Origin of the sequence: Streptosporangium oxazolinicum (assembly GCF_039537505.1) — a bacterium.
GTDB lineage: Bacteria > Actinomycetota > Actinomycetes > Streptosporangiales > Streptosporangiaceae > Streptosporangium > Streptosporangium oxazolinicum.
On sequence record NZ_BAABAQ010000009.1, the window covers coordinates 209490 to 231960 of the forward strand.

The 22471-nt window shown below is 72.0% G+C and carries 18 protein-coding genes and 1 pseudogene; 10 read left to right on the plus strand and 9 right to left on the minus strand.

The window, feature by feature from the left end; all coding sequences use genetic code 11:
• Positions 1–149: 149 nt before the first annotated feature.
• Positions 150–1124 (minus strand): annotated as a pseudogene (locus ABD817_RS23980) (RNA polymerase sigma factor); the annotation flags it as partial.
• 373 nt (positions 1125–1497) lie between these two features.
• The gene (locus ABD817_RS23985) at positions 1498–2007 is read right to left on the minus strand and encodes a hypothetical protein (RefSeq protein WP_344920346.1); all 510 of its coding nucleotides are present in this window, start codon (positions 2005–2007) and stop codon (positions 1498–1500) included.
• A 277-nt stretch (positions 2008–2284) separates the two neighbouring features.
• On the opposite strand from ABD817_RS23985, the gene ABD817_RS23990 reads away from it, so the two are divergent.
• Both ABD817_RS23990 and ABD817_RS23995 read left to right on the plus strand, forming a co-directional pair.
• A complete protein-coding gene (locus tag ABD817_RS23990) occupies positions 2285–3547 on the plus strand; it encodes a sensor histidine kinase (protein WP_344920347.1) in 1263 nt (420 codons plus the stop codon).
• Positions 3538–4182, plus strand: a complete 645-nt coding sequence (locus tag ABD817_RS23995; RefSeq protein ID WP_344920348.1) for a response regulator transcription factor — start codon at positions 3538–3540, stop codon at positions 4180–4182. Before ABD817_RS23990 ends, ABD817_RS23995 begins: the two co-directional genes overlap by 10 nt.
• Positions 4183–4377: 195 nt before the next feature.
• Here ABD817_RS23995 and ABD817_RS24000 read toward each other — a convergent pair whose 3' ends face one another.
• A complete protein-coding gene (locus tag ABD817_RS24000; RefSeq protein WP_344920349.1) occupies positions 4378–5991 on the minus strand; it encodes a serine hydrolase domain-containing protein in 1614 nt (537 codons plus the stop codon).
• 433 nt (positions 5992–6424) lie between these two features.
• Between ABD817_RS24000 and ABD817_RS24005 the strand changes: the two genes are divergently transcribed.
• Positions 6425–8266 (plus strand): discoidin domain-containing protein, encoded by a 1842-nt coding sequence (locus tag ABD817_RS24005; protein WP_344920350.1) that lies wholly within the window; start codon positions 6425–6427, stop codon positions 8264–8266.
• Positions 8267–8342: 76 nt separating this feature from the next.
• Here the strand turns inward: ABD817_RS24005 and ABD817_RS24010 are convergent, their stop codons facing one another.
• Positions 8343–9203: an aldo/keto reductase gene (locus ABD817_RS24010; protein ID WP_344920351.1), complete on the minus strand. Its 861-nt coding sequence runs from the start codon at positions 9201–9203 to the stop codon at positions 8343–8345.
• A gap of 107 nt (positions 9204–9310) precedes the next feature.
• Between ABD817_RS24010 and ABD817_RS24015 the strand changes: the two genes are divergently transcribed.
• Positions 9311–10210 (plus strand): LysR family transcriptional regulator, encoded by a 900-nt coding sequence (locus tag ABD817_RS24015; RefSeq protein ID WP_344920352.1) that lies wholly within the window; start codon positions 9311–9313, stop codon positions 10208–10210.
• Here the strand turns inward: ABD817_RS24015 and ABD817_RS24020 are convergent.
• Both ABD817_RS24020 and ABD817_RS24025 read right to left on the minus strand, forming a co-directional pair.
• Positions 10203–12146: a serine/threonine-protein kinase gene (locus ABD817_RS24020; RefSeq protein ID WP_344920353.1), complete on the minus strand. Its 1944-nt coding sequence runs from the start codon at positions 12144–12146 to the stop codon at positions 10203–10205. The two genes, ABD817_RS24015 and ABD817_RS24020, sit on opposite strands and share 8 nt — an antisense overlap.
• Positions 12143–14086, minus strand: coding sequence for a serine/threonine protein kinase (locus ABD817_RS24025; RefSeq protein WP_344920354.1), 1944 nt, complete (start codon positions 14084–14086; stop codon positions 12143–12145). The genes ABD817_RS24020 and ABD817_RS24025 overlap by 4 nt, the downstream gene beginning before the upstream one ends.
• A gap of 410 nt (positions 14087–14496) precedes the next feature.
• Here ABD817_RS24025 and ABD817_RS24030 point away from each other — a divergent pair, with 410 nt between their 5' ends.
• The 4 genes from ABD817_RS24030 (at position 14497) to ABD817_RS24045 (ending at position 18179) form a co-directional block, all read left to right on the plus strand.
• Positions 14497–15384: a helix-turn-helix domain-containing protein gene (locus ABD817_RS24030; RefSeq protein ID WP_344920484.1), complete on the plus strand. Its 888-nt coding sequence runs from the start codon at positions 14497–14499 to the stop codon at positions 15382–15384.
• A gap of 215 nt (positions 15385–15599) precedes the next feature.
• Entirely contained in the window at positions 15600–16157 is a 558-nt protein-coding gene (locus ABD817_RS24035) for a MaoC family dehydratase (protein ID WP_344920355.1), read from the plus strand.
• Positions 16154–16933, plus strand: coding sequence for an HpcH/HpaI aldolase/citrate lyase family protein (locus ABD817_RS24040; protein ID WP_344920356.1), 780 nt, complete (start codon positions 16154–16156; stop codon positions 16931–16933). The genes ABD817_RS24035 and ABD817_RS24040 overlap by 4 nt, the downstream gene beginning before the upstream one ends.
• The gene (locus ABD817_RS24045; protein WP_344920357.1) at positions 16920–18179 is read left to right on the plus strand and encodes an acetyl-CoA hydrolase/transferase family protein; all 1260 of its coding nucleotides are present in this window, start codon (positions 16920–16922) and stop codon (positions 18177–18179) included. Before ABD817_RS24040 ends, ABD817_RS24045 begins: the two co-directional genes overlap by 14 nt.
• 100 nt (positions 18180–18279) lie before the next feature.
• On the opposite strand, the gene ABD817_RS24050 is transcribed toward ABD817_RS24045, so the two are convergent.
• Entirely contained in the window at positions 18280–19302 is a 1023-nt protein-coding gene (locus ABD817_RS24050) for a zinc-dependent alcohol dehydrogenase family protein (protein WP_425583401.1), read from the minus strand.
• A 228-nt stretch (positions 19303–19530) separates the two neighbouring features.
• Positions 19531–20208 carry a pyridoxamine 5'-phosphate oxidase family protein gene (locus ABD817_RS24055; RefSeq protein ID WP_344920358.1) on the minus strand — a complete coding sequence of 226 codons (678 nt, stop codon included), beginning with the start codon at positions 20206–20208 and terminating at the stop codon, positions 19531–19533.
• Between the two features lie 244 nt (positions 20209–20452).
• On the opposite strand from ABD817_RS24055, the gene ABD817_RS24060 reads away from it, so the two are divergent.
• Both ABD817_RS24060 and ABD817_RS24065 read left to right on the plus strand, forming a co-directional pair.
• Positions 20453–21214 carry a sugar phosphate isomerase/epimerase family protein gene (locus tag ABD817_RS24060; RefSeq protein WP_344920359.1) on the plus strand — a complete coding sequence of 254 codons (762 nt, stop codon included), beginning with the start codon at positions 20453–20455 and terminating at the stop codon, positions 21212–21214.
• Positions 21211–21408, plus strand: coding sequence for a hypothetical protein (locus ABD817_RS24065; RefSeq protein WP_344920360.1), 198 nt, complete (start codon positions 21211–21213; stop codon positions 21406–21408). The genes ABD817_RS24060 and ABD817_RS24065 overlap by 4 nt, the downstream gene beginning before the upstream one ends.
• 15 nt (positions 21409–21423) lie before the next feature.
• On the opposite strand, the gene ABD817_RS24070 is transcribed toward ABD817_RS24065, so the two are convergent.
• On the minus strand, positions 21424–22452 hold the full coding sequence (locus ABD817_RS24070; protein WP_344920361.1) for a Gfo/Idh/MocA family protein: 1029 nt from the start codon (positions 22450–22452) through the stop codon (positions 21424–21426).
• Between the last annotated feature and the right edge of the window lie 19 nt (positions 22453–22471).

Genomic DNA, 22471 nt, shown 5'->3' on the forward strand with positions numbered 1-22471 from the left:
CCCGAGTGCGGACCGGCCCGGGGGCCGATCAGGGCAGGTCGGGTGTCGGCCTGGCCAGGAGCGGGCCAGGTCGGGTCTCGGCGGGGCCGAGGGGCCGATCAGGGTAGGTGTCGGCGGGATCAGGTCGGTGCCGGGGGAGCCGGGGCCGATCAGGTCAGGTAGTCGCGCAGGGCTCGCGAGCGCGAGGGGTGGCGCAGCTTCGTCATGGTCTTGGACTCGATCTGCCGGATGCGCTCGCGGGTCACCCCGTAGGCACGCCCGATCTCCTCCAGGGTCTTGGGCCGCCCGTCACCGAGCCCGAACCGCATCGCCACCACCCCGGCCTCACGCTCGGACAGCGCCTCCAGGATCGTGTGCAGCTGCTCCTGCAGCAGCGCGGAGGCCACCGCGTCCTCGGGGGTGATCGCCTCGGAGTCCTCGATGAGGTCGCCGAACTCGCTGTCGCCCTCGGTGCCCAGCGGGCTGTGCAGGGAGATCGGCTCCCGTCCGTACCCCTGGACCTCGACGACCCGCTCCGGGGTCATCTCCAGCTCCACGGCCAGCTCCTCCGGGGTGGGCTCGCGGCCCAGGTCGGTCGTCATCTGCCGGTGCACGCGCGCCAGCTTGTTGATCACTTCGACCATGTGCACGGGGATGCGGATGGTGCGGGCCTGGTCGGCGAGCGCCCGGGTGATCGCCTGCTTGATCCACCAGGTGGCGTACGTGGAGAACTTGAATCCCTTGGTGTAGTCGAACTTCTCCACGGCGCGGATCAGCCCCAGGTTGCCCTCCTGGATCAGGTCCAGGAACAGCATGCCCCGGCCGGTGTGGCGCTTGGCGAGCGACACCACCAGGCGCAGGTTGGCCTCCAGCAGGTGGTTCTTGGCCCGGTGGCCGTCTTCGGCGAGCCATTCGAGCTCGGCGCGCACGTCGGGCTGGAGCCGGTCGCCGTCGTTGAGCCGCTCGGTGGCGAACAGCCCGGCCTCGATGCGCCGGGCGAGCTCGACCTCCTGCTCGGCGTTGAGCAGGGGGATCCTGCCGATCTGCTTGAGGTAGTCCTTGACCGGGTCGGTGCTCGCTCCGACGCTCGCCTCCAGGGCTGCGGGCGTCTCGTCGTCGTCGGTCAGGACGAGCTCTTCTTCCTCGGCCTCGACAACCTCAACGGTGCCTTCCACGGTGGCGGCTTCCATGGCGTTCACACCTTCCCCAGGTCTGGTCAGATACAACAACCCGTGCAGTTCAAGGTACGTCCCGCGACGGTGTGCTGTGGCGCCTGGCTCGCCGTCGCGTCCTTCGCTGGGAGCGGAGAGCCTCCGCCGCCGGAGGCGTTCGCGGGGGGCGCGGCTGTTCTGCTTTGTCGCCGAATTTGTCGCCGAACGGGCGCCGGGCCGCCTTCCCGGCTGGGGAGGGCGGCCCGGCGGATCTTCCGGCGACGCTGCGGGCGTTGCCGTGACGGTGGGCGTACGGGGTGGGGGAGCGGGTTCCGGATCTCGCCGGATCAGGCCGGATCAGGCCGGATCAGGCAGGGAAGTCGTTCGGGTTGACGCCGGTCGTCCGGGCGTTGCCACCCCTGACGGGGTTGAGGGTCAGGGTCCAGATGGTCGAGCTCGTCGCGGTCGTGGTGAACCTCAGCCGGCTGGTGAAGCGCTGGTAGGAGGGGGTGCGGGTGAACCTGCCCCGGGAGGTGCTGAAGGCGGAGCCGGAGGTGAAGAAGATGGTGTAGGTGCCGTCCCTGACATCGGTGACGGAGGCGGTGGACCGGGCGCGGACGTAGATGCTGATCGCCTTGGACCTGCCCCGGACCAGCGTGACGACGGAGTCCCTGCTGGTGCCGTTCTTGACCTTCAGCGTGCCCCGCCCACCGCTGATGCGGTCGTAGAGGATCTTTCCGTTACCCGGTCGCGCGGCAGCCTCGGTCGAGGAGACGGCGACGGTTTCCCGGGTCGAGGCGGAGGCGGGGGCGGCGAGGGATCCGGTCAGCAGAACGGACGCGAGGATCGCTCCCGCGAGGGGACGTAGATGAATCATTGCGCAAATATGACCAATCCCCGGTGGTCGGTCAACGCGAATTCGTGCCTGTGGCAGGCTTTCGGGGCTTTTGCGTATTTATTGGATTCCCTGGTGATCGTCCGCGCGGGCTCCGGGCTCGAGGGTTCCCTTCGGGGGACGGCCGATGCCGCGTTTCACCGCGTTCCCGGGCCGGGGTTCCTGTGGTCTCCGTGCCGCCTCGCCCGGTTTCGGGGCTGGACGCCGTTTTCCCGCTGTCCTTCGAAGGGGTAGGGGAAGGTCAATACAATTTCATCTGATGTCGATGACGCCGAGAACGAACGCCATGCCGCGGCCGGTGCCCCGGCCCGCCGTCCGGGCCGGGGCACCGGTCGTGTCGGCCGTCCGGCGCGGCGCCGGTCTGGCCGTGGGGGCCGTGACGGGCGTCGCGGAGTTCGGCTTCCTGTGCGTCGCGGGCGTCCTGTTCGCGATCCTGTCGGCGTGGCCCTCGGGACGGCGCGCCGCCCGGCGGTTCGCGGCGGTGGGGACGGCGCGGCTGGTCTCGCTGGAACGCGCCCGGCTGGCGACGTGGTTCGACCACGACACCGGCGCGGTGCCGGTGGGGAGCGGGTACGGCTACCTCGCGCTGCGGGCGACGTTCGGCACGTTCGCGAGCCACCTGACCTTCGCCGGTCTCTTCGTCGGCATGCTCTTCCTGTCCGGCGGCATCGGGGGGCTGCTCTCCGGCGCGTCGTACCTTGTCCCGCTGAGATATCCCGGCGTGCGCCTGACGGTCGACAGCGGGCCGCTGGGCGTCGCCTACGGGCTGGCCCTGCTGAGCGTGTCCGCGCTGTGGGGGGCGGCGACGGTGGCCGCGGAGCGGCGGCTGGCCACGTACTTCGCCGGTCCGGGGGAGCGGGAGGCGATGCGCCGCCGCATCGCGGAGCTGACCGCCACCCGCAGCGGCATCGTGCGGGCCGTCGACGACGAGCGGCGGCGCATCGAACGCGATCTGCACGACGGCGTCCAGCAGAGAGGTGTGGCCCTGGGGATGCTGCTGGGCCGGGCACGGCACGGCGCCGACCCGGCGGCGGTCGCCGCCCTCGTGGACCAGGCGTACGCGGAGTCGCGCCGCCTCCTCGACGAACTGCGCAGCGTGGCCTGGCGGGTCTACCCGGCCGCGCTGGACGAGCTGGGCCTGCGCGCGGCCCTGGCCGGGGTGGCGGATCGGGCGGGCGTGCCGGTGACCGTCCGCTACGGCCTCGCGGAACGCCCGGTCTCCGAGATCGAGACGGCCGTCTACTTCGTGGTCCGCGAGGCCATCGCCAACGCCGCGAAACACGCGGGCGCCCGAGGTGTCCTGGTGGTCCTGAGCGAGGACGGGCACACGGTGACCGCGGAGATCACCGACGACGGCCGGGGCGGGGCGGATCCCGCCGGTGGCGGCCTGTCCGGGCTGGAGCGGCGGGTTCTGGCGCTGGACGGCACCTTCGAGGTGGACAGCCCCCCCGGTGGCCCGACCAGGGTCACGGCGACCCTGCCCCACGGCGGGGCCGAACGCCCGGAGCCGCCATGCGCCTGATCCTGGCCGATGACTCCGTGCTGTTCCGCGAGGGCCTGGTCCGCCTCCTGGAGGAGGCGGGGCACGAGGTGGTGGCGGCGGTGGGCGACTCCGCGGGGCTGCTCGGGGCCGTGGACGAGCACCGCCCCGACGTGGCGATCGTGGACGTGCGCATGCCGCCGGGCCAGGCCGGTGAGGGGCTGCGGGCCTCGCTGACGATCCGGGAGCGCTGGCCGGACGTCGGCGTGCTCGTGCTGTCGCAGTACGTCGAGACGGCCTACGCCGCCCAGTTGCTCGCCGGAACCCCCGAAGGGCTGGGATACCTGCTCAAGGACCGGGTGACCGAGGTGGGCGAGTTCCTGGAGTCCCTGGAGCGGGTCCGCGCGGGCGGGGCCGTCTTCGATCCGGAGGTGGTCAGGCGGCTGCTCGCCCGTACCACCCGGGCCGATCCGCTGAGCAGGCTCACCCGGCGGGAGACCCAGGTGCTGGAGCAGCTGGCCCAGGGCCTGGTCAACGCCGCGATCGCCGAGCGTCTGCACGTGTCGCAGAGCACGGTGGAGAAGCACGTCAACGCGATCTTCGACAAGTTCGGGCTGTCCCGCACCCCCGGCTACAGCCGCCGCGTCCTGGCGATCCTGCGCTACCTGGACGGCTGAGCGACGCTGTGATCGCGTTTCCCCGGAGCCCGGAGCCCGGAGCCCGGAGCCCGGAGCCCGGAGCCCGGAGCCCGGAGCCCGGAGCCCGGAGCCCGGAGCCCGGAGCCCGGAGCCCGGAAGCCTTGTCCTGCCGTCCGTCGCGCACCCGCGTCAGAGAGGGGCGGCCGTGCCCGCGTCAAAGGGGACCGGGTGCCCTCACCCGGTACCGGGCGAGGGCACCCGGCGCGTCCGTACCAGGTGGCCGGCCCGTACCAGGATCAAGGCCAGGCAGGCCCCGGTGGCGAGGACGAGCCAGATCATGAAGGACGGATAGAGGTAGGCCACATGCCTCCAGGTGGTGTCCTTTCCCCTGGCCAGCACCCCGAAGACATCGGCGATCGTCAGGCACAGCACCCCCGGCGCGACGTACGGCAGCAGGCGCGCCACCGCGCGCCACAGCGGGTGACCGGCACGCCGCGCCGCCCACCCGCGGGAGCGGGCCAGCCCGCGGCCCGCCAGGAGGAGCGTCGCGACGGCGGCCAGCGCCATGACGAGATCGACGATCAGGGACGGGGAGACCGAGGGGGGCGGCTCGGGCTCCTCTCCCTCGGCCATGGCGACCAGCGCGTCCGCGATGGCGTCGCTGTCGGCGTACGCCGTGCCGGTGTTGGCCATGACCACGATGCCGTACCCCGACCGGGGCAGGAGCGTCTGCTGGGCCGTCGCGGTGTGCAGGTCGCCGCCGTGCTCGACGATCGGTGAGCCCTTCGCGGTCATGCCGATCGACCAGCCCAGGGCGTAGGAGTCGTTGATCCTGGACGGGGTGCGCATCTCCGCGACGCTCGCGGCGGAGACGACGCGGACGCCGCCGGGACCGGCCCCCTCGCCGCTCTGCATAATCATCCACTGGGCCATGTCCCTCGCGCTGCTGATCACCCCGCCGGAGCCGTTGCCGAACCCCGGGGGCTCGGGGAGGGCGAGCGCGGCGCCGAGCAGGCGGAGATGGCCCCGCGCGCTCGCGGGGAGGTCGCGCTCGGTGTCGATCGTGGTGCTGTTCCGCATGCCGAGCGGGCCGAACACGTGCTTTTCGAGGTAGGCGGCGAAGGGCATGCCGCTCGCCACCTCGACCAGTCGCGCGGCGACCTGGAAGTTGGTGTTGTGGTAGCTCCACCGCGTGCCGGGGTCGGCGGCCAGCCTCGCCCCCCTCAGCCGTGCGACGGCCTCGCGGAGCGAGCCGGGCTGGGGCAGGCTCCTTTCGGGAAAGGCCTCGTCGGCCATGCCCGAGGTCTGGTCCAGCAACTGGCGGACGGTGACGCGGGCCGCCCGAGGATCGGCCATCACGAACTCGGGGAGCCGGACGCGCACCGGCTCGTCGAGCCTGACCGCTCCCTTCTCCACCAGCTGCATGACGGCCAGGGAGGTGAAGGACTTGCTGAGCGACGCGATCGCCATGGGGGTGTCCGCCGTGACGGGTTCGCCGGAGGAGGTGTGGCCGTAGCCGGAGACGTGGACGATCTCCTCCCCCCTGGTGACGGCGACCGCGACCCCCGGCAGGCCGGTCGTCTCCCGGTAGGCGTTCACGAAACGGTCGACGGACGCGGGACCGATCTCCCCGGCGGCGGGACCCGTCCCCGCGAAGGCCGCCGACGCGACAGACGGCGGACCGGTCCCCGCGAGGGTCACCGATACGGGCGGCGGGCCCGTCCCCGCGAGGGCCGTTGCCGCCGCCAGGAGGGTCGCCGCGAGCGTGACGGCGCCGGTGGCCGGAAGGCGGCTCACGAGATGCCGGGAGAGGGGGAGCGGACCGTTGATGACCTTGGATGTGGGCACCGGTCGACGCTACAAACGCCGTCCCGCCCGGACCATTGCGAGATCCCTCCGCGTCCACCTGCGAAAAACCACCGGGTTCCCGGCACCGGACGGCCTGCCGCCCCACGTGGTCCCGGTGGCGATTCGAGAAGATTCGAGAAAGTGAAACGTCGGACCGTTCCAGGTCCGGTGTCCCGGCCCACCTGCTCCGCCGCCCTCTCTGTCGATCTCTGCCGGTAAACGCATCACACAAAGCCATACCGTAGGCATATTTTTGCGAAAAGAAGTAGAAACATTGCGGACACCTGTTCGCCATCCTATGGTGTGCACAACGCCGCTCACCGACCTCCCCGGTGACGGCGGCAGCCTCTCCGCCCCCCACCCGGCTGGATCGCGGCGACCGTATGCCCCGCCGACCGCGGCGATCCGGCCCCGCGTGACGAAGGGTCAGCCGATGAAGACATCCGACCAATCTGTCAGCCGCTTACGCCATACCGGGCGACGCGCCCAGATCGTCCTCGCGCTCCTGCTGGCCACCCTGTGCTGGGCCGGAGCCCAGGCGCCGCTCCCGGCGCGCGGCGCGGCCGTCCCCGAGCAGTCCTCCAACGTCCACCTGTTCTACTACTCCTGGTACGGCAACCCCCAGACGAGCGGTGACTGGCGGCACTGGCAGCAGGGCGGCCACACCCCGCCCAACGACGTGGGCGCCGACCTGTATCCCAGCCTGGGCGCCTACGACTCGGGCGACTACGCGGGCGCCGTCACCAGGCACATGCAGTGGATCAAGCAGGCCGGGGTCGGCGTCATCGTCTACAGCTGGTGGGGCCGCGACAGCTTCGAGGACAGGCTCACCCAGGGCGTGATGGACGCCGCCGCGCAGTACGGCGTCAAGGTCGCCTGGCACCTGGAGCCGTACGGCGGGCGCACGGCGGCCTCCACCGTCGAGGACATCCGCTACATCAACACCCGCTACGGCTCCCACCCCGCCTTCTACCGTGACGCCGAGCACGGCAACCGGGCGGCGTTCTACGTGTTCGAGAGCCTGAGGATCACCGACTGGGCCGTGCTCGACCAGGTCACCGCGGGCAACATCGTGCTCGCCCAGACCACCGACACCTCGAAGATCGCGCACTTCTCCGGCATGTACACCTACGACGGGATCGCCGGGGCCACCGCCCCCGGCTGGGCCAACGCGAGCGCGTACGCCAAGCAGAACAACCTGATCTGGGCGCCCTCGGTCGCCCCCGGCTACATCGACGACCGCGCGGTGCCCGGCAACACCACCCCGACCCTCGGCCGCGCCAACGGCGCCACCTACGACCTGGAGTGGTCCAACGCCCTCGACCCGGCCAAGGGCGGCCTGCCGACCTGGGTCTCCATCACCTCGTTCAACGAGTGGCACGAGGGCAGCTCCATCGAGCCCGCCGACTCCACCCCGCCCGCCGGGTTCGGTTACCAGACGTTCGAGGGCGCGTACGGCAAGACGGGGGCCGCCGCGGAGACCGCGTACCTGGACCGGACGAAGTACTGGGCGACGGAGTTCGAGACCCGCAGGGCCGGTGGCACGCGGGACACCCAGCCTCCCACCGCGCCGGGCGCCGCGCGCGCCGTCCCGGCGTCCAGCACGAGCATCACGGTGAGCTGGACCGCGGCCACCGACAACGTCGGGGTGACCGGCTACGACGTCTACCGCGAGGCGGGCGCCACTGACGTCAGGGTGGGCGGCACCACCGGTACCTCGTTCACCGTCACCGGTCTCACGCCCTCGACGTCCTACGGCTTCTACGTGGTCGCCAGGGACGCCGCGCAGAACACCTCGCCGCCCTCCGGCACGGTGACCGCGACGACCGGGCCCCCGCCCGGCTGCTCTCCCGGCACCGGTGACCTGGCCCGCGGCAAGTCGGTCACCGCGAGCAGCACCACGCAGAACTACACGGCGGCCAACACCGTCGACGGCAACGCGAACACCTACTGGGAGAGCGCCAACCACGCCTTCCCCCAGTCGATCACCGTCGACCTCTGCGCGCAGACCACCGTCGGGCGCCTGGTGCTGAAGCTGCCGCCGTCCAGCGCCTGGGGCACGCGCACCCAGACGCTGTCGGTGCTCGGCTCGTCCAACGGCACCGCCTTCGACACCCTCGTGTCGTCGCGGGGCCTCACCTTCAACCCGGCCACCGGCAACACCGTGACCGTCACCGTCCCGCCGACGACGAGGAGGTACGTGCGGCTGAACATCACCGGCAACACCGGCTGGCCCGCCGGGCAGCTCTCCTCGTTCGAGGTCTACTCCTCCTAGCCACCCCTCGCGCTCCGGCCGTACCGGCACCGCTCGGTGCCGGTACGGCCGGAGCGCCCTGCCGGGCCGCTCGGGGTCAGGCCGCGTCGAGGCGGGCCAGCTCCTCGGCCGACAGCTTCACGTCGACCGCGCCGACCGAGTCGCGGATGGTCTCGGGACGCGAGGAGCCCGGGATCGGGATCACCACCGGCGCCTTGGCGAGCATCCACGCCAGGCACACCCGCTGCGGGCTCACCCCGTGCGCCTTCGCGACGTCCGTGAACGCGGCGAACCGCGAGCCCAGTTCACCGGCCTGAGAGATTCCGCCCAGCGGGCTCCACGGCAGGAACGCGATGTCCAGCTCCGCGCACAGCTCCAGCTCGGGCTCGCTGGAGCGGAACGACGGCGAGAACTGGTTCTGCACGCTCACCAGCCGCCCGCCGAGGATCTCGTTGGCCAGCCGGATCTGGTCCGGGTCGGCGTTCGAGACGCCCGCGAAGCGGATCTTGCCCGCGTCCAGCAGGTCGCGGATCGCCCCGACGGAGTCCGCGTACGGAACCCTCGGGTCCGGCCGGTGGAACTGGTAGAGCCCGATGGCCTCGACGCCGAGGCGTTCGAGCGACGCGTCGCAGGCCCTCTTCAGGTGCTCCGGCGAGCCGTCCAGCGTCCACGAGCCGTCGCCGGGGCGCACGTGACCGCCCTTCGTGGCGATCAGCACGTCGGACGTGTCGCCGCCGTAGGAGGCCACCGCGCGGGCGATCAGGGACTCGTTGTGGCCGACCTCGTCCGCGCCCAGGTGGTAGGCGTCCGCGGTGTCGATCAGCGTCACGCCCGCCTCCAGCGCGGCGTGGATCGTCGAGACCGAACGTTGCTCGTCGGGGCGCCCCTCGATCGACATCGGCATTCCGCCGAGACCGATCGCACTGACCTGGACGTCGCCGATACGGCGAGTCTGCATGGGAGTTCCTCCTCGGAGATCGGTTAGTACACCTCCACCCTCTCCTGCCCCGATTAAGCTGTCCAATAGAAGAAACTGATCTCTTTAAGCGGCCCGGGTGATGAATCATGGAGTTACGGCAGCTGGAGTACTTCGTCGCCGTCGCCGAGGAGTGCCACTTCACGCGGGCGGCGAACCGGCTGCGCGTGGCCCAGTCCGGCCTGTCGGCCTCGATCCGCTCGCTGGAGCGCGAGCTGGGCGCCTCGCTGTTCCTGCGCAGCACCCGGCAGGTCGAGCTCACCCCCGCCGGGAGGGCGCTGCTGGCCGAGGCGCGGCGGGCGCTGTCGGCGACCGAAGCGGCCAGGGACGCCGTCGCGGCGGTACGGGGCCTGCTGCGCGGCAGCCTCGCCATCGGCACGCTGCAGTGCCTGCCCGCGGTGCACCTTCCGGCCGTGCTCGCCCGCTTCCTGGCCGCGTACCCCGGCCTGGAGATCCGGCTTCGCCAGGGGGGATCCGGCGAGCTGATCGAGCAGGTGCGGGCGGGACGGCTGGACCTGGCGTTCGTCTCCCGCCCGTCCCGGTGCCCCGACGACGTCGTGGTCGGGCCGCTCGCCGACGAGCCGATCGTGCTCGCCTGCGCGCACGATCACCCGCTCGCGGCCAGGGAGAAGGTCGAGCTGCCGGAGCTGCGGGCGGAGCGGTTCGTGGACTTCCAACCGGATTGGGGCACCCGGGACCTGGTCGACGACGTGTTCGCCGCCGCGGACGTCGAACGCCACGTCTCGCTGGAGGTGAACGACGTGCCCTCGCTGCTCGACCTGGTCACCTTCGGGCTCGGCGTGGCCCTCGTGCCGCAGTCCTTCGCGGTCAAGACCGACCGGGTGCGCTTCGTCGGGCTCGCCGGGGCCGTGCCGTCCTGGGAGATCGTCACGGTGACGGGCGACCCGACGAGCGCGGCGGCGACCGCGCTGCTGCGCGAGGTCCACGAGGCGAGGAGCGGCCGGACGACGGCGGAGCCCGTCACCTGAGCGTGTAGTAGAGGCTGATCTTCTCCAGCTCCGTGGCGGGACCGTCCGCGAGGACGCGCACGACCTCTCCGCGCAGGTCCAGCATGACGACCTTCGTCGTCCTGCCCTCGGTCACGGTGCCGAGGAAGTGGCGGTCGCCCAGCCAGCCGTTGAAGGTCGTTCCCTTCCCGATCGGGACGACGGCCCTGCGCGTCGCCGTGGCGGCGTCCCACAGGCAGACGTCGTCGGGCCGCTCCTGGCAGCGGGTGGTGAAGACCGTGCCGAGCGAGGTGGTCCTGACGTCGTCCAGCACCAGCGCGCCGACCTTCGGGACCGTCCGCAGCGGTGTGCCGTCCAGACGGTAGAAGCGGACCGACCCGTCCGGCCCGGAGTGGAGGACCGAGGCCGAGTCGGCGCCCCAGACGTAGTCGGAGCGGTGGTCGTCGTCCGGCACCCGGAAGACGCGGGCCGTGCGCGAGGCCACGTCCACGATCACGAAGCCCCGGGAGCGCTGCTCCTCCCCGAATCCCTCGTAGATCGTGAGCAGGATCCTCGTCCCGTTCCGGTCCCAGTGGGGATTGAAGGTCGTCAGCGGGGTGTCGACGGTCCTGATCTGGGTCTCCGGCCCTCCCGCCGGATCCACCAGCCGGATCAGGTCGAACGCCCCCAGCTCGAACTTGTTGTCGGGGTTGGCGGCGACGCGCGCTCCTCCCGGGGCGGCCACGGCGGTCATGAGCGTCCCCAGGAACCTGAACTCCGCGCTGTCGCCCCGCCGGAGGTAGACGGGGGCGCCACCGGCCTTCTTCCGCGAGTCCCGGTAGGTGGTGACCCGCTCCGGGTCCGCGGGGTTCTCCCGCAGGGTGATCTTCGTTCCCGGGATCCGCAGGTCGGTCGTCGAGGTGGCGGGCATCGTCCCGATCGCCGGTCTCGCGAGCGGGGAGGGGGTGCCCTCCTCACCCGCGACCACCTTCGCGGGCTCCTCCGTCCCCGCCGCCCGGACCGCGAGGACCGCGACGCCGGAGGCCGCCGCGAGCGCCAGCGCGGCGAGGGCGGCGATCACCGGGCGCGAGGCGCGGCGACGTGCCGGTGGGGGAGCGGCCCGCTTGCGGCCCTCGCCGAGCACCTCGTGACCCGTCCCGTACGACGGCCGTTCCGCCGGATGGCCCAGCAGCCGCAACAGCACCGGCATGGCCGCCGGACGCGCCCGAGGGTCCTTGTCCAGGCACTCGCCCACCAGCTCGCGCAGTTCGTCGTCCAGGGAACCGAGTACGGGCTCGGCGTTCAGGATCCGGTGGATCACCGCGGGCACCGGGCCGGTCCCGAAGGGCGGTTCCCCCGTCGCCGCGCACACCACCGTCGACGCCCACGCGAACAGGTCGGCCGACGGCCCCGCCTCGCGCCCGTCGAACTGCTCGGGCGCCATGTACGGAGGGGTGCCGACCAGCTGGTCGGAGGCCGTCGAGGTGGCGTCCAGCGCGCGGGAGATGCCGAAGTCGATCACCCGGGGGCCGTCGCGGGCGAGCAGCACGTTCGCGGGCTTGAAGTCGCGGTGCACGACGCCCGCCCGGTGGATGGCGGCCAGCGCGGTGACGGTCCCGACCGCGAGCCTGCGCAGCTCCGCCCCGCGCAGCGGCCCCCGCTCGTCGATCACCTGGGCGAGGCTGGGCCCGTCGACGTACTCGCTGACGATGTACGGCATGCCGTCGGTCTCGCCGTGTTCCAGCACCTGCGCGGTGCAGAAGGCCTCCACCCGGCGGGCCAGCTCGATCTCGCGGTGGAAGCGCGCCAGGGTCTGCTCGCCGCCGCCCCCGCCGAGCACCTTGACCGCGACCCGCGCCCCGGCGGGGGACTCCGCCAGGTACACCGTCCCCTGCCCGCCCCGGCCGATCCTGCCGGTGACCCGGTGCGGCCCGATCCGGCCGGGATCGCCGGGAGCCGGGGGCAGGACCCTGGTCATCCGGCCGCCGAGGTGAAGCTCAGGAAGGCCGTGTCGCCCTTCTTGAGGTCGGCGAGCACCCGGATGGACGCGCCGTACAGGTCGACCACCTCGATCTTGGACCCCTTCTTGACGGGGTTCTGGATGAGCAGGTGATTGTTGTTGAACCAGCCCACGAAACGGGACTTCTCGCTGACCTTGACCGTGTAGCGCCGGTTGCCGCTCAGCGTGTCCCACACGCACATGCTGTTCCCCTTGGGGCACACCGTCGCGAAGAGCGCGCCTGAGGGGGAGAACCAGCCGACGTTGCGCGGCTGGCCGACCCAGTGCATCGTCCGGATGGCCTGCCCGTTCGGGCCGTAGAAGTCGAGCCCGTAGTTCTCGCCGTCGTAGTATCCCCGCGCGACCGAGCCGTCCGGCGCGAACGTGGCGGGAAACGTGTCGGCGCCGACGGACTCGGTACGCACGTAGGTGGCCCTGCGCGCCGCCACGTCCACCACCACGAACCCGTCGGACCGCTCCTTGTCCGGATTCCGTACCGACAGCAGGACCTTGGAGCCGTCCTTCGACCACACGGGGCTGTGTCCCTCCAGCGGGCGCTCGACGGTCGGCACGTTGAACTGGGAGCCGTTCCTCAGGTCGTGGATCCTCAGGTAGTCGAAGGACGACTCGGTGAACTTCCCGAACGGGTTGAGCGCCACCAGGTCGCCCCCCGGTGACAGCACCGGCTGCAGGGCGCTGGCCACCTGCCTGAAGGTCTCCTTTCCCCTCTCCCTGGCGAACGCGGCGAAGGGCGGCTTGACGTTCAGGTATCCACCCAGCTTGACCGGGTCCTTCGGGCTCTCGTGCAGGGTGATGCCCGTCCCCGGCAGTTCGACGTCCTTGGTGGTCTTCTCCACCGACTCCCAGGGCGCCTCGGTGACGTTCGGGCTGAGCTGGGGCTGAGGGGTGAAGGCCGGGGCGAGCGCGCCCCGCGCGGTGCTCTGGGCCGGGCGCGGGGCGGACACGGGCGCGGGGTCGCCCGACACCGCCAGGTAGACCACGCCACCGGAGACGAGGGCGACGGCGAGCGCGCCCGCGACCAGCAGCGCGGGGCGGGCACGCCGCAGCGGCCGGGTGGAGGGGGCACCGGGCGCGGGCACATCGGCGGGCACCTGGTCGGAGGTGAGGAACCCCCCGACCAGGCGGAGCAGGACATCGCTCGCGGTCGGCCGCGGCGCGGGGTCCTTGGCGAGGCAGGCCGCGACCAGCCCGCGCAGGTCGCCGGGGAGCGCGCCGAGGTCGGGCTCGTCGTTGACGATGCGGTTGACCGTGCCCGACATCGTCTCCGCCTCGAAGGGGGAGCGGCCCGAGGCGGCGAAGACCATCGTCGCCCCCCACGAGAACAGGTCTCCCTCGGGCCCGGGGGAGGTGCCCATGAGCCTCTCCGGCGAACTGTAGGCGGGCACGTCGACCTTGCGGGTCGTGCTGGACGCGGTCGCCTCCAGCGCTCGCGCCATGCCGAGGTCGATCACCCGTGGCCCGTCGGGGCCGAACACCACGGCGCCGGGACGCAGGTCGCCGTGGACCGTACCCGCCTGGTGCAGGGCGACCAGGGCGGTCATCGTCCCGACGGCGAGCCGGTGCAGCGCGGCCGCCCTCAGGACGCCCTCGGAGGCCACCGCCTCCTCCAGCGTGGGGCCGTCGACGTACTCGCTCACGATGTACGGCCTGTCGCCGTCAACTCCGCCGTCCAGTCCGCTGTCCAGCACCTGGGCCGTGCAGAAGGCGGGTATCTCCCGCAGCGGTTCCATCGCCTCCCGGAACCGCTCGGGACTCACGTCCGAGGGGAGCAGGCGCACGACGACCCGGTCCCCCGAGGGGGCCGTGGCGAGGTAGACGTCCTCTCCCAGCCGTCCCACGATCTGGTACTCGTCCACGCGTTCGGGATCCCCCGCCCGTACGGGGCCGATATCGGGCATGGTCTGGCTTCCTCTCCGAGGAGTCCATATGAGATCACTAATTATGAGTATTCGGCATCGTAAAGTGGAGAAGTCAGGAGAAGAGATGAGAACTTCTCCGAAATGTCGCGAACGGTTTCCGGTGCGCCCGCCCGGCGTCACCCCTCGTGAGAGCCCGGTGGCGACTCGCTCAGCGCCGGGGTGACGGGGGGATGGACGCGCGGCCCGGTGCGCGGTGCGGCATGAGGTCCGGCGACGTTCTCGTCCGGGCTTTCACGAAGCCGCCGTTCCGCGAGGACAGCGGTGATTCACCGTATGGAGTCCGTGTCTCACTGCGGGGAACGGCCCGGACGTGAAAAGCTTGAATACTCACAGGCCGGCCAGCCGCGGTTAAGCGGTTAAAGGGAGCGAACTTGCGCATTGTTCGGGCGATGAGCGAGCACGTCGACGGTCAGAATCCGGATCACCGGCAGGCCGGGCCCACCGTGATCCGCATGCTGGTGGGGGCGCAGCTCCGGCGGCTGCGCGAGAACGGCCACATCACGCGCGAGGAGGCGGGAGAGGCGATCCGCGCGTCGCACTCCAAGATCAGCCGTCTGGAGCTGGGGCGCACCGGCTTCAAGCAGCGCGACGTGGCCGACCTGCTCACCCTCTACGGGGTCGTCGACGACGACGAGCGCGCCCCGCTGCTCGCCCTGGCCGCGCAGGCCAACAGGCCCGGCTGGTGGCACGCCTACGCCGACGTGGTCCCCTCCTGGTTCGACGCCTACCTCGGGCTGGAGCAGGCCGCCTCTCTCATCCGAGGTTACGAGGTCCAGTTCGTCCCCGAGCTGCTGCAGACCGAGGACTACGCCCGAGCCCTCATCCGCCCCGCCTGCGCGGGTGCCCCCGAGTTCGAGATCGAGCGCCGCGTCGCCCTGCGGATGGAGCGCCGGAGACTCCTCACCGGGCGGGAGCCCGCCACGCTCTGGTTCGTCATCGACGAGGCGGTGCTGCATCGCCCCATCGGAGGTCTCAAGGTGCTGCGCGACCAGATCCGGCACCTCGCGGAGGTCGCCGAACTCGGCCACGTCACCCTCCAGATCATGCCGTTCAGCGCCGGAGCGGCCGCCGCGGCGACGGGCTCCGCCACCATCCTCCGCTTCCCCGAGGGGGAGCTGCCCGACGTGGTCTACCTCGAACAGCTCACCGGCGCCCTCTACCTGGACAAGCTCGCCGACGTCGAGCGCTACTGGCACGTCATGAACCGCCTGGGCATCGAGGCCGAACAACCGGCCGCGACGACGGCTCTCCTGCACCGCGTCCTCAAGGAGATATGAGGCTCCTTCGATCTCAGCGGGCGCCGTACCGGGGACCGGCGCGTCCCGTGCGGGCACGCCTCTCCATACGGCGACGCGTAGTGAAAAAGCTCCAACGATTACGTGAAGTCACTGCAATCTCTCCGCCCTGCGCGCCACCCGGCCCGGGGTGAGCACGTTTGGATGCGAATATCACGAGCGCGAGGCGTGCTCCACCGCGTCCCGGGAGAACTGACATGAATGATCGGCCAGCCAGGGCCGGTTCGCGACAGATGTCATGGCATGGCCGCTACTTCGAGGACTTCGTGGTCGGCGACGTCTACCGGCATCCGCTCGGCCGCACCGTGACCGCCTCGGACAACGTGTGGCTGACCCTGCTGACACAGAACACGATGCCGGTCCACTTCGACGCCCACTACGCGTCGCAGACGGAGTTCGGGCGCCGCCTGGTCGACTCGACGTTCACCCTCGCCCTGGTCACCGGCCAGAGCGTCACCGACGTCTCCCAGCACGTCATGGCGAACCTCGGCTGGGACAAGGTGCGGCTGCCGCACCCGGTGTTCGAGGGGGACACGATCTACTCCCAGTCCGAGGTCCTCGGGGCCAGGGAGTCCGCGTCGCGGCCCGACGTCGGGATCGTCTCCGTCCGCACCGTCGGCTTCAACGAACGCGGCGAGATCGTCATCATCTTCGAGCGGACCATGATGATCTACCGGCGTGGGAACGGCCCGGACGTCACCGCCGTCGAGCCGGTCTGGGACGCCCGTGCCGAGCGAGCCCTGGACCGTCCGTGAGCCCGCGCTCCTGGCTGTTCACCCCCGGCGACCGGCCGGACAGGTTCGCCAAGGCGGTGATCGCGGACGCCGCCGTCCTCGATCTCGAAGACGCGGTCGCCCCCGACGACAAGCCCGCCGCCCGCGACGCCGTGGTGGCCTGGCTGACCGGCCACCGGGCGTACGTGCGGATCAACGGTGTGGGCACCGCCTGGCACGACGCCGACATGGAGGCCCTCGCCGGCCTGCCGGGGCTGCTCGGGGTGATGCTGCCCAAGAGCGAGGAACCGGAGGGTATGCCCGGCTCCGTCCGGGTGGTGGCGCTGGTCGAGACGGCCGCGGGGGTCGAGAACGCGGCGGCCGTCGCCGCCCATCCGAGCGTCGTACGGCTGGCGTTCGGCACCGTCGACTTCGCCCTCGACACCGGTGTCACCGACGAGGACCTGCTGTACGCCCGCTCCCGCCTGGTCGTGGTCTCCCGGGCGCACGGCCTCGACGGCCCTGTCGACGGGCCGACCACCGACCTCGACGACCCCTCCCGTACGGCCGCCGACGCCCTGCGTGCCCGAAGGCTCGGTTTCACCGGCAAGCTCTGCCTGCACCCACGTCAGGTACCGGCCGTCAACCAGGCGTTCTCACCGACCGAGGCCGAACTGGCCTGGGCGCGTCGGGTCGTCGGCGCGGCCGACGACTCCGGTGGCGCGGCCGTCCGCGTGGACGGCCAGATGATCGACAAGCCTCGCCTGGAACTGGCCCGTCGCATCCTCGCCGGGAAGGAGAGCGATGAACGCCCCTGAGGACGTGCTCGGCCACATCCCGCCCGGCGCGGACGTGATCGTCCCGATCGGAGCCGGAGAGCCCGTCACGCTGCTCGACACGCTGGAGGCCAACGCCGACCGGCTCGACGGCGTGCGGATCCACCGGATGGACCCCTACCGGGAACGCGCCTACATCCGCGGCGAGTTCGGCGACCACCTGCGTCACGTCGACTACTTCCTCGGCCCCGGCTCTCGTGAGGCGTACTGGGCGGGCCAATGCGACCTGGTGCCCGTCCACTTCAGCGAGGCCGCGGCGGTGATGCGGGCGACGACCAGGTGCAGCATCGTGCTGGCCGCCGTCAGCCCGCCCGACCGGCACGGTTACGTCAGCCTGGGCACCAGCGCCGACTACACCGCCTCCTTCATCGGCGACGTTCCCTTCTTCGTCGAGGTCAACCCCAACGTGCCCCACACGGCGGGGGAGAACCAGCTGCCCCTGAACGAGGCCGTCGGCTGGTGCCGGTCGCGGGAGCCCCTTCCCGAGGTGTTCCCGAGCGAGCCGGGAGATCGGGATCTGGCGATCGCCGGACACATCGCCGGGCGCGTCCCCGACGGGGCCTGCCTCCAGGTCGGGGTCGGACGCATCCCGGACGCGCTGCTGTCCTCCCTCTCCGGCCACCGCGACCTCGGCGTGCACACCGAGGCGCTCTCCGACGGGATCATGGAGCTGGTCCTCGGCGGTGTCGTCACCGGCGCGCGCAAACGCCAGATGCGCCACAAGCACGTGGCCACCTTCTGCGTCGGCACCCGGCGGTTGTACGACTGGCTCGACCACAACGGCGCGGTCGCGATGGCGCCCGCCGCCTGGGTGAACAACCCGCGCGTCGTCGCACGCGAGCCGGGGGTCGTGTCGATCAACGCGACCAGCGAGGTCGATCTGATGGGCCAGGCCGCCAGCGAGACCATCGCCGGACGCTACTGGTCGGGCTCCGGTGGCCAGACCGACTTCGCACGCGGCGCGATGTACTCCGAGGGAGGGCAGGGGTTTCTCGTCCTGCACTCCACGACGCACGACGGGACCAGCCGCGTCAACCTGCGGCTGACCCCGGGCAGTGTGGTGACCACGCTCAAGAACACGGTCGACAACATCGTCACCGAGTACGGCGTCGCGGAACTGCGGGGAAGGACGTTCCGGGAGCGGGCGGAGGCGCTCATCCGCGTCGCCCACCCGGACCACCGCGACCGGCTGCGCCATGACGCCCGCGAAGCCGGGCTCCTGAGCTGAACCCGCCCCTCGCGGCCTCGTCGCGCGAAGCGCCGGTGGGCGCGGCGTCCGGGTCAGGGGAGGGGGAGCGTCAAGGCGGTGGCTGGGTGCGGCGTCCGGGTCAGGATGAGGGGAGCGTCAGGACGGCGGCGCCCTCGACGCGGTCCGCCGCCAGGTCAGCGAGGGCCCGGTCGGCCTCGGCCAGGGGGTAGGGCACCGTCGTCACCCGGGGTGGGTGGAGTGCGGCCAGTTCCAGGTAGGCGTGGCCGTCGGCGCGGGTGTTGGCGGTGACGCTGCGCAGCGTGCGTTCCTGGAACAGGTGGCGCTGGTAGGTCAGGGCCGGGATGTCGCTGAGATGGATGCCCGCCACCGCCAGGGTGCCGCCCCGGTCCAGGGCGGCCAGCGCGACCGGCACCAGCTCGCCCACCGGGGCGAACAGGATCGCCGAGTCCAGCGGTTCCGGCGGGGCGTCCGCGGCGTCGCCCGCCGAGGCCGCGCCCAGGTCCAGGGCCAGTTCCCTGGCCCTGGCCGAGCGGGTCAGCACGTGCACGGTCGCGCCCTGGGCGATGGCGATCTGCGCGGTCAGGTGCGCCGAGGCGCCGAAGCCGTAGATGCCCAGGCGCCCGCCGGGCGGCAGGTCGCCGCGGAGCAGGGCCCGGTAGCCGATGATCCCCGCGCACAGCAGCGGCGCCAGCTTCTCCGCCGGGGTGTCGCCGGGGAGCGGGTAGGCGAAGTCCTCGGGAACGGTCAGGTATTCGGCGTAGCCGCCGTCGGCGTCCCAGCCGGTGTAGGTCGAGTCGGGGCAGAGGTTCTCCGCGCCGCGCAGGCAGTAGCGGCAGTGCCCGCAGGTCGAGCGGAGCCAGGCCGCGCCCACCCGGGTGCCCGGCGCCAGCCGCCCGGCGCCGGGACCGGCGGCCACCACCCGGCCCACCGCCTCGTGGCCGGGCGTGGTCCTCGGGCGTCGCGGCCGGAGATCGCCCTCGGCGAGGTGCAGGTCGGTACGGCAGACCGCGCAGGCCTCGACGCGGACCAGCACCTCACCGGGCCCGGGGGAGGGAACCGGGACGCGGACCGGCCGCAGGGGGCGCGAGGCGATCGGCCCGGGACGGGTGACGACCCAGGCGTCCATCTCCGTGGGGATCATGGGCGGCTCCTGAGCTCCGCGGGAATCACGGTCGGCTTCTGGGCTTCGCGGGGATCACGGGCGGCTCCCGGGCCCTGTGCGGATCACGGTCGGCTTCTGAGCTCCGTGCGAATCACGGTCGGCTTCTCAGCTCTGCGAGGATCACGGTCGGCTCCTGAGCTCCGTGCGAATCACGGTCGGCTTCTCAGCTCTGCGAGGATCACGGTCGGCTCCTGAGCTCCGTGCGGATCACGGGCCGCGCCGGATGCGACGGCCGGTGACCTCGGTGGCGGCGATCCTCACGTACAGCTCCCGCTCACCTCCCGCCCACGGCCGGACGCCCAGCGCCGCCAGGGCGGCGCGGTCCTCCTCCGAGGAGACGTGGTGGACCCCGCCGCGCACCAGCACGCTCCAGCCCTCGCGACCGGCGTCGTCGATCCGGTCGACCTCGAAGGCGACCTTGGACTCGACCCCCTGGACCCCGGTGCGCAGGGTGGTGTCGAGCGGGCCGCCGAAAGCGGTGCGAAAGATCACCGAGTTGCCGTGCAGGGCGTAGTTGACCGGCAGGATCACCGGCCCGCCGATCTCCTCGAAGGCGATCCGTCCCACCCCGCCGGGGGTGATGAGCCGCAGGCACTCGTCCCGGTCCAGTGTCTCCGGCGCCGGGGGCCGGAGGGCCGGTCGGCCCCGTCCGGGCGGCAGACCGGCGTACCCGCCGAGCAGTTCCTCGGGCCTGGTGTCCAGGGCGGTGGCCACGCGGTTCACGGTGCCGGTGTTCGGTGAGGCCACGGCGTCCTCCAGGTAGGCGAGATAGCCGGGATCGATCCCGGCCCGCCTCGCCAGCTCGTCCCGGGTGAGGCCGAGATCCTCGCGTCGCCTGGCGATCCGGCGGCCGAGGTCGCCCGGCGCCGATACGCGTCCAGTCATGGGATTCTCCAGCTGAGAAGATCGATGTCGCTGCGAGTCCGGGGCTCCTCCGGCTCCGCGCCCCCCGATCGGCATCACTTGGGGCCTCCCCTCACTCGCGCGCCGCTAATCCGGTGCGACGGATGGCCCGCCCGGCGGCCCCACCTGAGGGAGGCCCCTGCCGCTCCCGGCACGCCCGAGGTGGCGTGCGTTTACGATGGACTTGCTTGGGAAGCGCTTTCCAAAATGGTGGGAGGGAGTCGGGATGAGGTTGGCGTTCAGCACGCTCGGCATGCCGGGGCAGGGCCTGAGCGAGGCCGTCGCGACGGCTGTGGAGTACGGGTGCGCCGGGCTCGAACTCCGCCTCCACCCCGACACCGGTGTCCACGCCGGGCTCTCCCCGGCGGAACGCGCGACGGTCCGCGCGGCCCTCGCCGGGCTGGAGATCTCCGCCCTCGCCGGATACGTCAGGATCGCCGTGGCGGGACCGGACGAACCCGTCGTGCGGGCGCTGCGGGACGACCTGGCGCTCGCCGCCGACCTGGGCGCCCCCGGCGTACGGGTTTTCCCCGGGGGAGAGGACGTCGAGGCGGGGGCGCGGCGGCTGCGCGCGGTCGCGGACCTGTGCGTGGAGTCGGGGGTACGGGTGCTGGTGGAGACCCACGACGCGATGCCGACCGGCGCCTCGGTCGGGCGGCTGCTGGACGCGGCGGGCGTTCCCGAGGCGGCGGGCGCGCTGTGGGACGTGCTGCACCCGTGGCGTCACGGCGAGGAGCCCGCGGAGACCCTGGCGGCGCTGGCCGGGCACCTGGCGTACGCGCAGATCAAGGACGCGGTCTCGGCCACCGACACGACCCCGGTGCCGATGTGGTCGGGCGGGGTCCCCCTCGACGAGTGCGGCGAGTTGCTGCGCGGTTTCGGGGGCTGGGTCTCCCTGGAGTGGGAGCGCACCTGGTACCCGCACGTGGCGCCGGTGGAGGAGATCCTCCCCGGGGCCCGCGAGTGGGTGGCCCGCTTCTCGGCGTGACCGCCCGCCGAGTCGTTTCCCCGCCCCCTTCCGGCCACCCGTCGGCCGGGCGGCGGGCGCACGCCGATCTCGGCGAGGCGGTCCGGCCGCGCCGGGAACTGCCCCGCGACCATCCGCGAGAGTTCCGGACCGCCCTCGCCAAGCCGGAGGAACTCCTGGCGGTGGTCCGGCGCGTCCTGCCCTCCCCGCCGTAAAGGCCGTGGTCCTGATCAGACCGGCTCCCAACGGCCCGACCTCATCGACCGGTAACACGCGTCGATCACCTCGTTCACCACGAGCCCGTCGTGGAAGGTCTCCAGCGGCTCCTCCCCGGCCGCGAACCGGTCCACGAAGTGCCGCATCTGCTGCGAGAACCCATAGGCCCTCGTCTCCTCGGGTACGGGGTACACCCAGCCCGTGTCCGCGTCCGACTTCTCCACCAGGTAGCCGACCGGCTTGGTGATGAAGCCCCACACCGGCGTCGAGGCCGTGTCGGTCACCAGGCGCCCGGCGCTGCCGACGATCTCGTGCCGGAGCTGCATGCCGCCCTGCTCCACCCACGACGACTCGATCGAGGCCATCTGGCCTCCGGCGAACTTCAGCAGCGCGATCGAGGTGTCCTCGCCCGTCGTCTTGTCGCCGTGGACCAGCGTGGCGCCCCACGCGAAGACCTCGGTGATCGGGTTGTCCTTGCCGAAGAAGTGGCGGGCCGACTCGACGGTGTGGCAGCCCATGTCGAGCAGCGCGCCGCCGCCGGCGGTCTCGGCGTCCCAGAAGTGGGGGGCGTGCGGGCCCGAGTGGCCCTCGCGGGCGCGCATCCAGATCACGTCGCCGATGCCGCCCGCCGCGACCATCTCGTGGGCCTTGGCGATGTTGGGGGAGAAGACCGAGCTCTCGGCGTAGCCGTGCCAGATGCCGGCCTCGGTGGCGACGCGGACGACCTCGGCGGCCTCGGGGCCGGTGCGGGCGAGCGGCTTGGTGCAGACGACGCCCTTCCCGGCCGCGGCGGCGATCCGGACCGCCTCCAGGTGCACCTCGTTCGGGAGCGCGATGACGACCAGGTCGACTTCCGGGTCCGCGCAGAGCGCGGTCATGGTCTCGTATGGTCTGGTGTTGCGTCCGGGTTTTTCGGCGAACGCGGCGGCTCTCTCAGGGGAGCGGGAGTAGTGCGCGACAAGCCGCGCATCCCGTACGTCGTCGAGGGCATCGGCGTAACACTCGCCGATGAACCCTGCGCCGAGCAGGCCGACACCGATCATCAGGTCCTCCGTGGGCTCT

Coding starts and splice junctions, on each gene's coding strand:
- ABD817_RS24055 (WP_344920358.1), bottom strand. CDS start 20,208: ATGACTGGACGCGTATCGGCGCCGGGCGACCTCGGCCGCCGGATCGCC.
- ABD817_RS24020 (WP_344920353.1), bottom strand. CDS start 12,146: ATGACCAGGGTCCTGCCCCCGGCTCCCGGCGATCCCGGCCGGATCGGG.
- ABD817_RS23985 (WP_344920346.1), bottom strand. CDS start 2,007: ATGATTCATCTACGTCCCCTCGCGGGAGCGATCCTCGCGTCCGTTCTG.
- ABD817_RS24005 (WP_344920350.1), top strand. CDS start 6,425: ATGAAGACATCCGACCAATCTGTCAGCCGCTTACGCCATACCGGGCGA.
- ABD817_RS24015 (WP_344920352.1), top strand. CDS start 9,311: ATGGAGTTACGGCAGCTGGAGTACTTCGTCGCCGTCGCCGAGGAGTGC.
- ABD817_RS24060 (WP_344920359.1), top strand. CDS start 20,453: ATGAGGTTGGCGTTCAGCACGCTCGGCATGCCGGGGCAGGGCCTGAGC.
- ABD817_RS23995 (WP_344920348.1), top strand. CDS start 3,538: ATGCGCCTGATCCTGGCCGATGACTCCGTGCTGTTCCGCGAGGGCCTG.
- ABD817_RS24025 (WP_344920354.1), bottom strand. CDS start 14,086: ATGCCCGATATCGGCCCCGTACGGGCGGGGGATCCCGAACGCGTGGAC.
- ABD817_RS24045 (WP_344920357.1), top strand. CDS start 16,920: ATGAACGCCCCTGAGGACGTGCTCGGCCACATCCCGCCCGGCGCGGAC.
- ABD817_RS24030 (WP_344920484.1), top strand. CDS start 14,497: ATGAGCGAGCACGTCGACGGTCAGAATCCGGATCACCGGCAGGCCGGG.
- ABD817_RS23990 (WP_344920347.1), top strand. CDS start 2,285: ATGTCGATGACGCCGAGAACGAACGCCATGCCGCGGCCGGTGCCCCGG.
- ABD817_RS24050 (WP_425583401.1), bottom strand. CDS start 19,302: ATGATCCCCACGGAGATGGACGCCTGGGTCGTCACCCGTCCCGGGCCG.
- ABD817_RS24070 (WP_344920361.1), bottom strand. CDS start 22,452: ATGATCGGTGTCGGCCTGCTCGGCGCAGGGTTCATCGGCGAGTGTTAC.
- ABD817_RS24010 (WP_344920351.1), bottom strand. CDS start 9,203: ATGCAGACTCGCCGTATCGGCGACGTCCAGGTCAGTGCGATCGGTCTC.
- ABD817_RS24035 (WP_344920355.1), top strand. CDS start 15,600: ATGAATGATCGGCCAGCCAGGGCCGGTTCGCGACAGATGTCATGGCAT.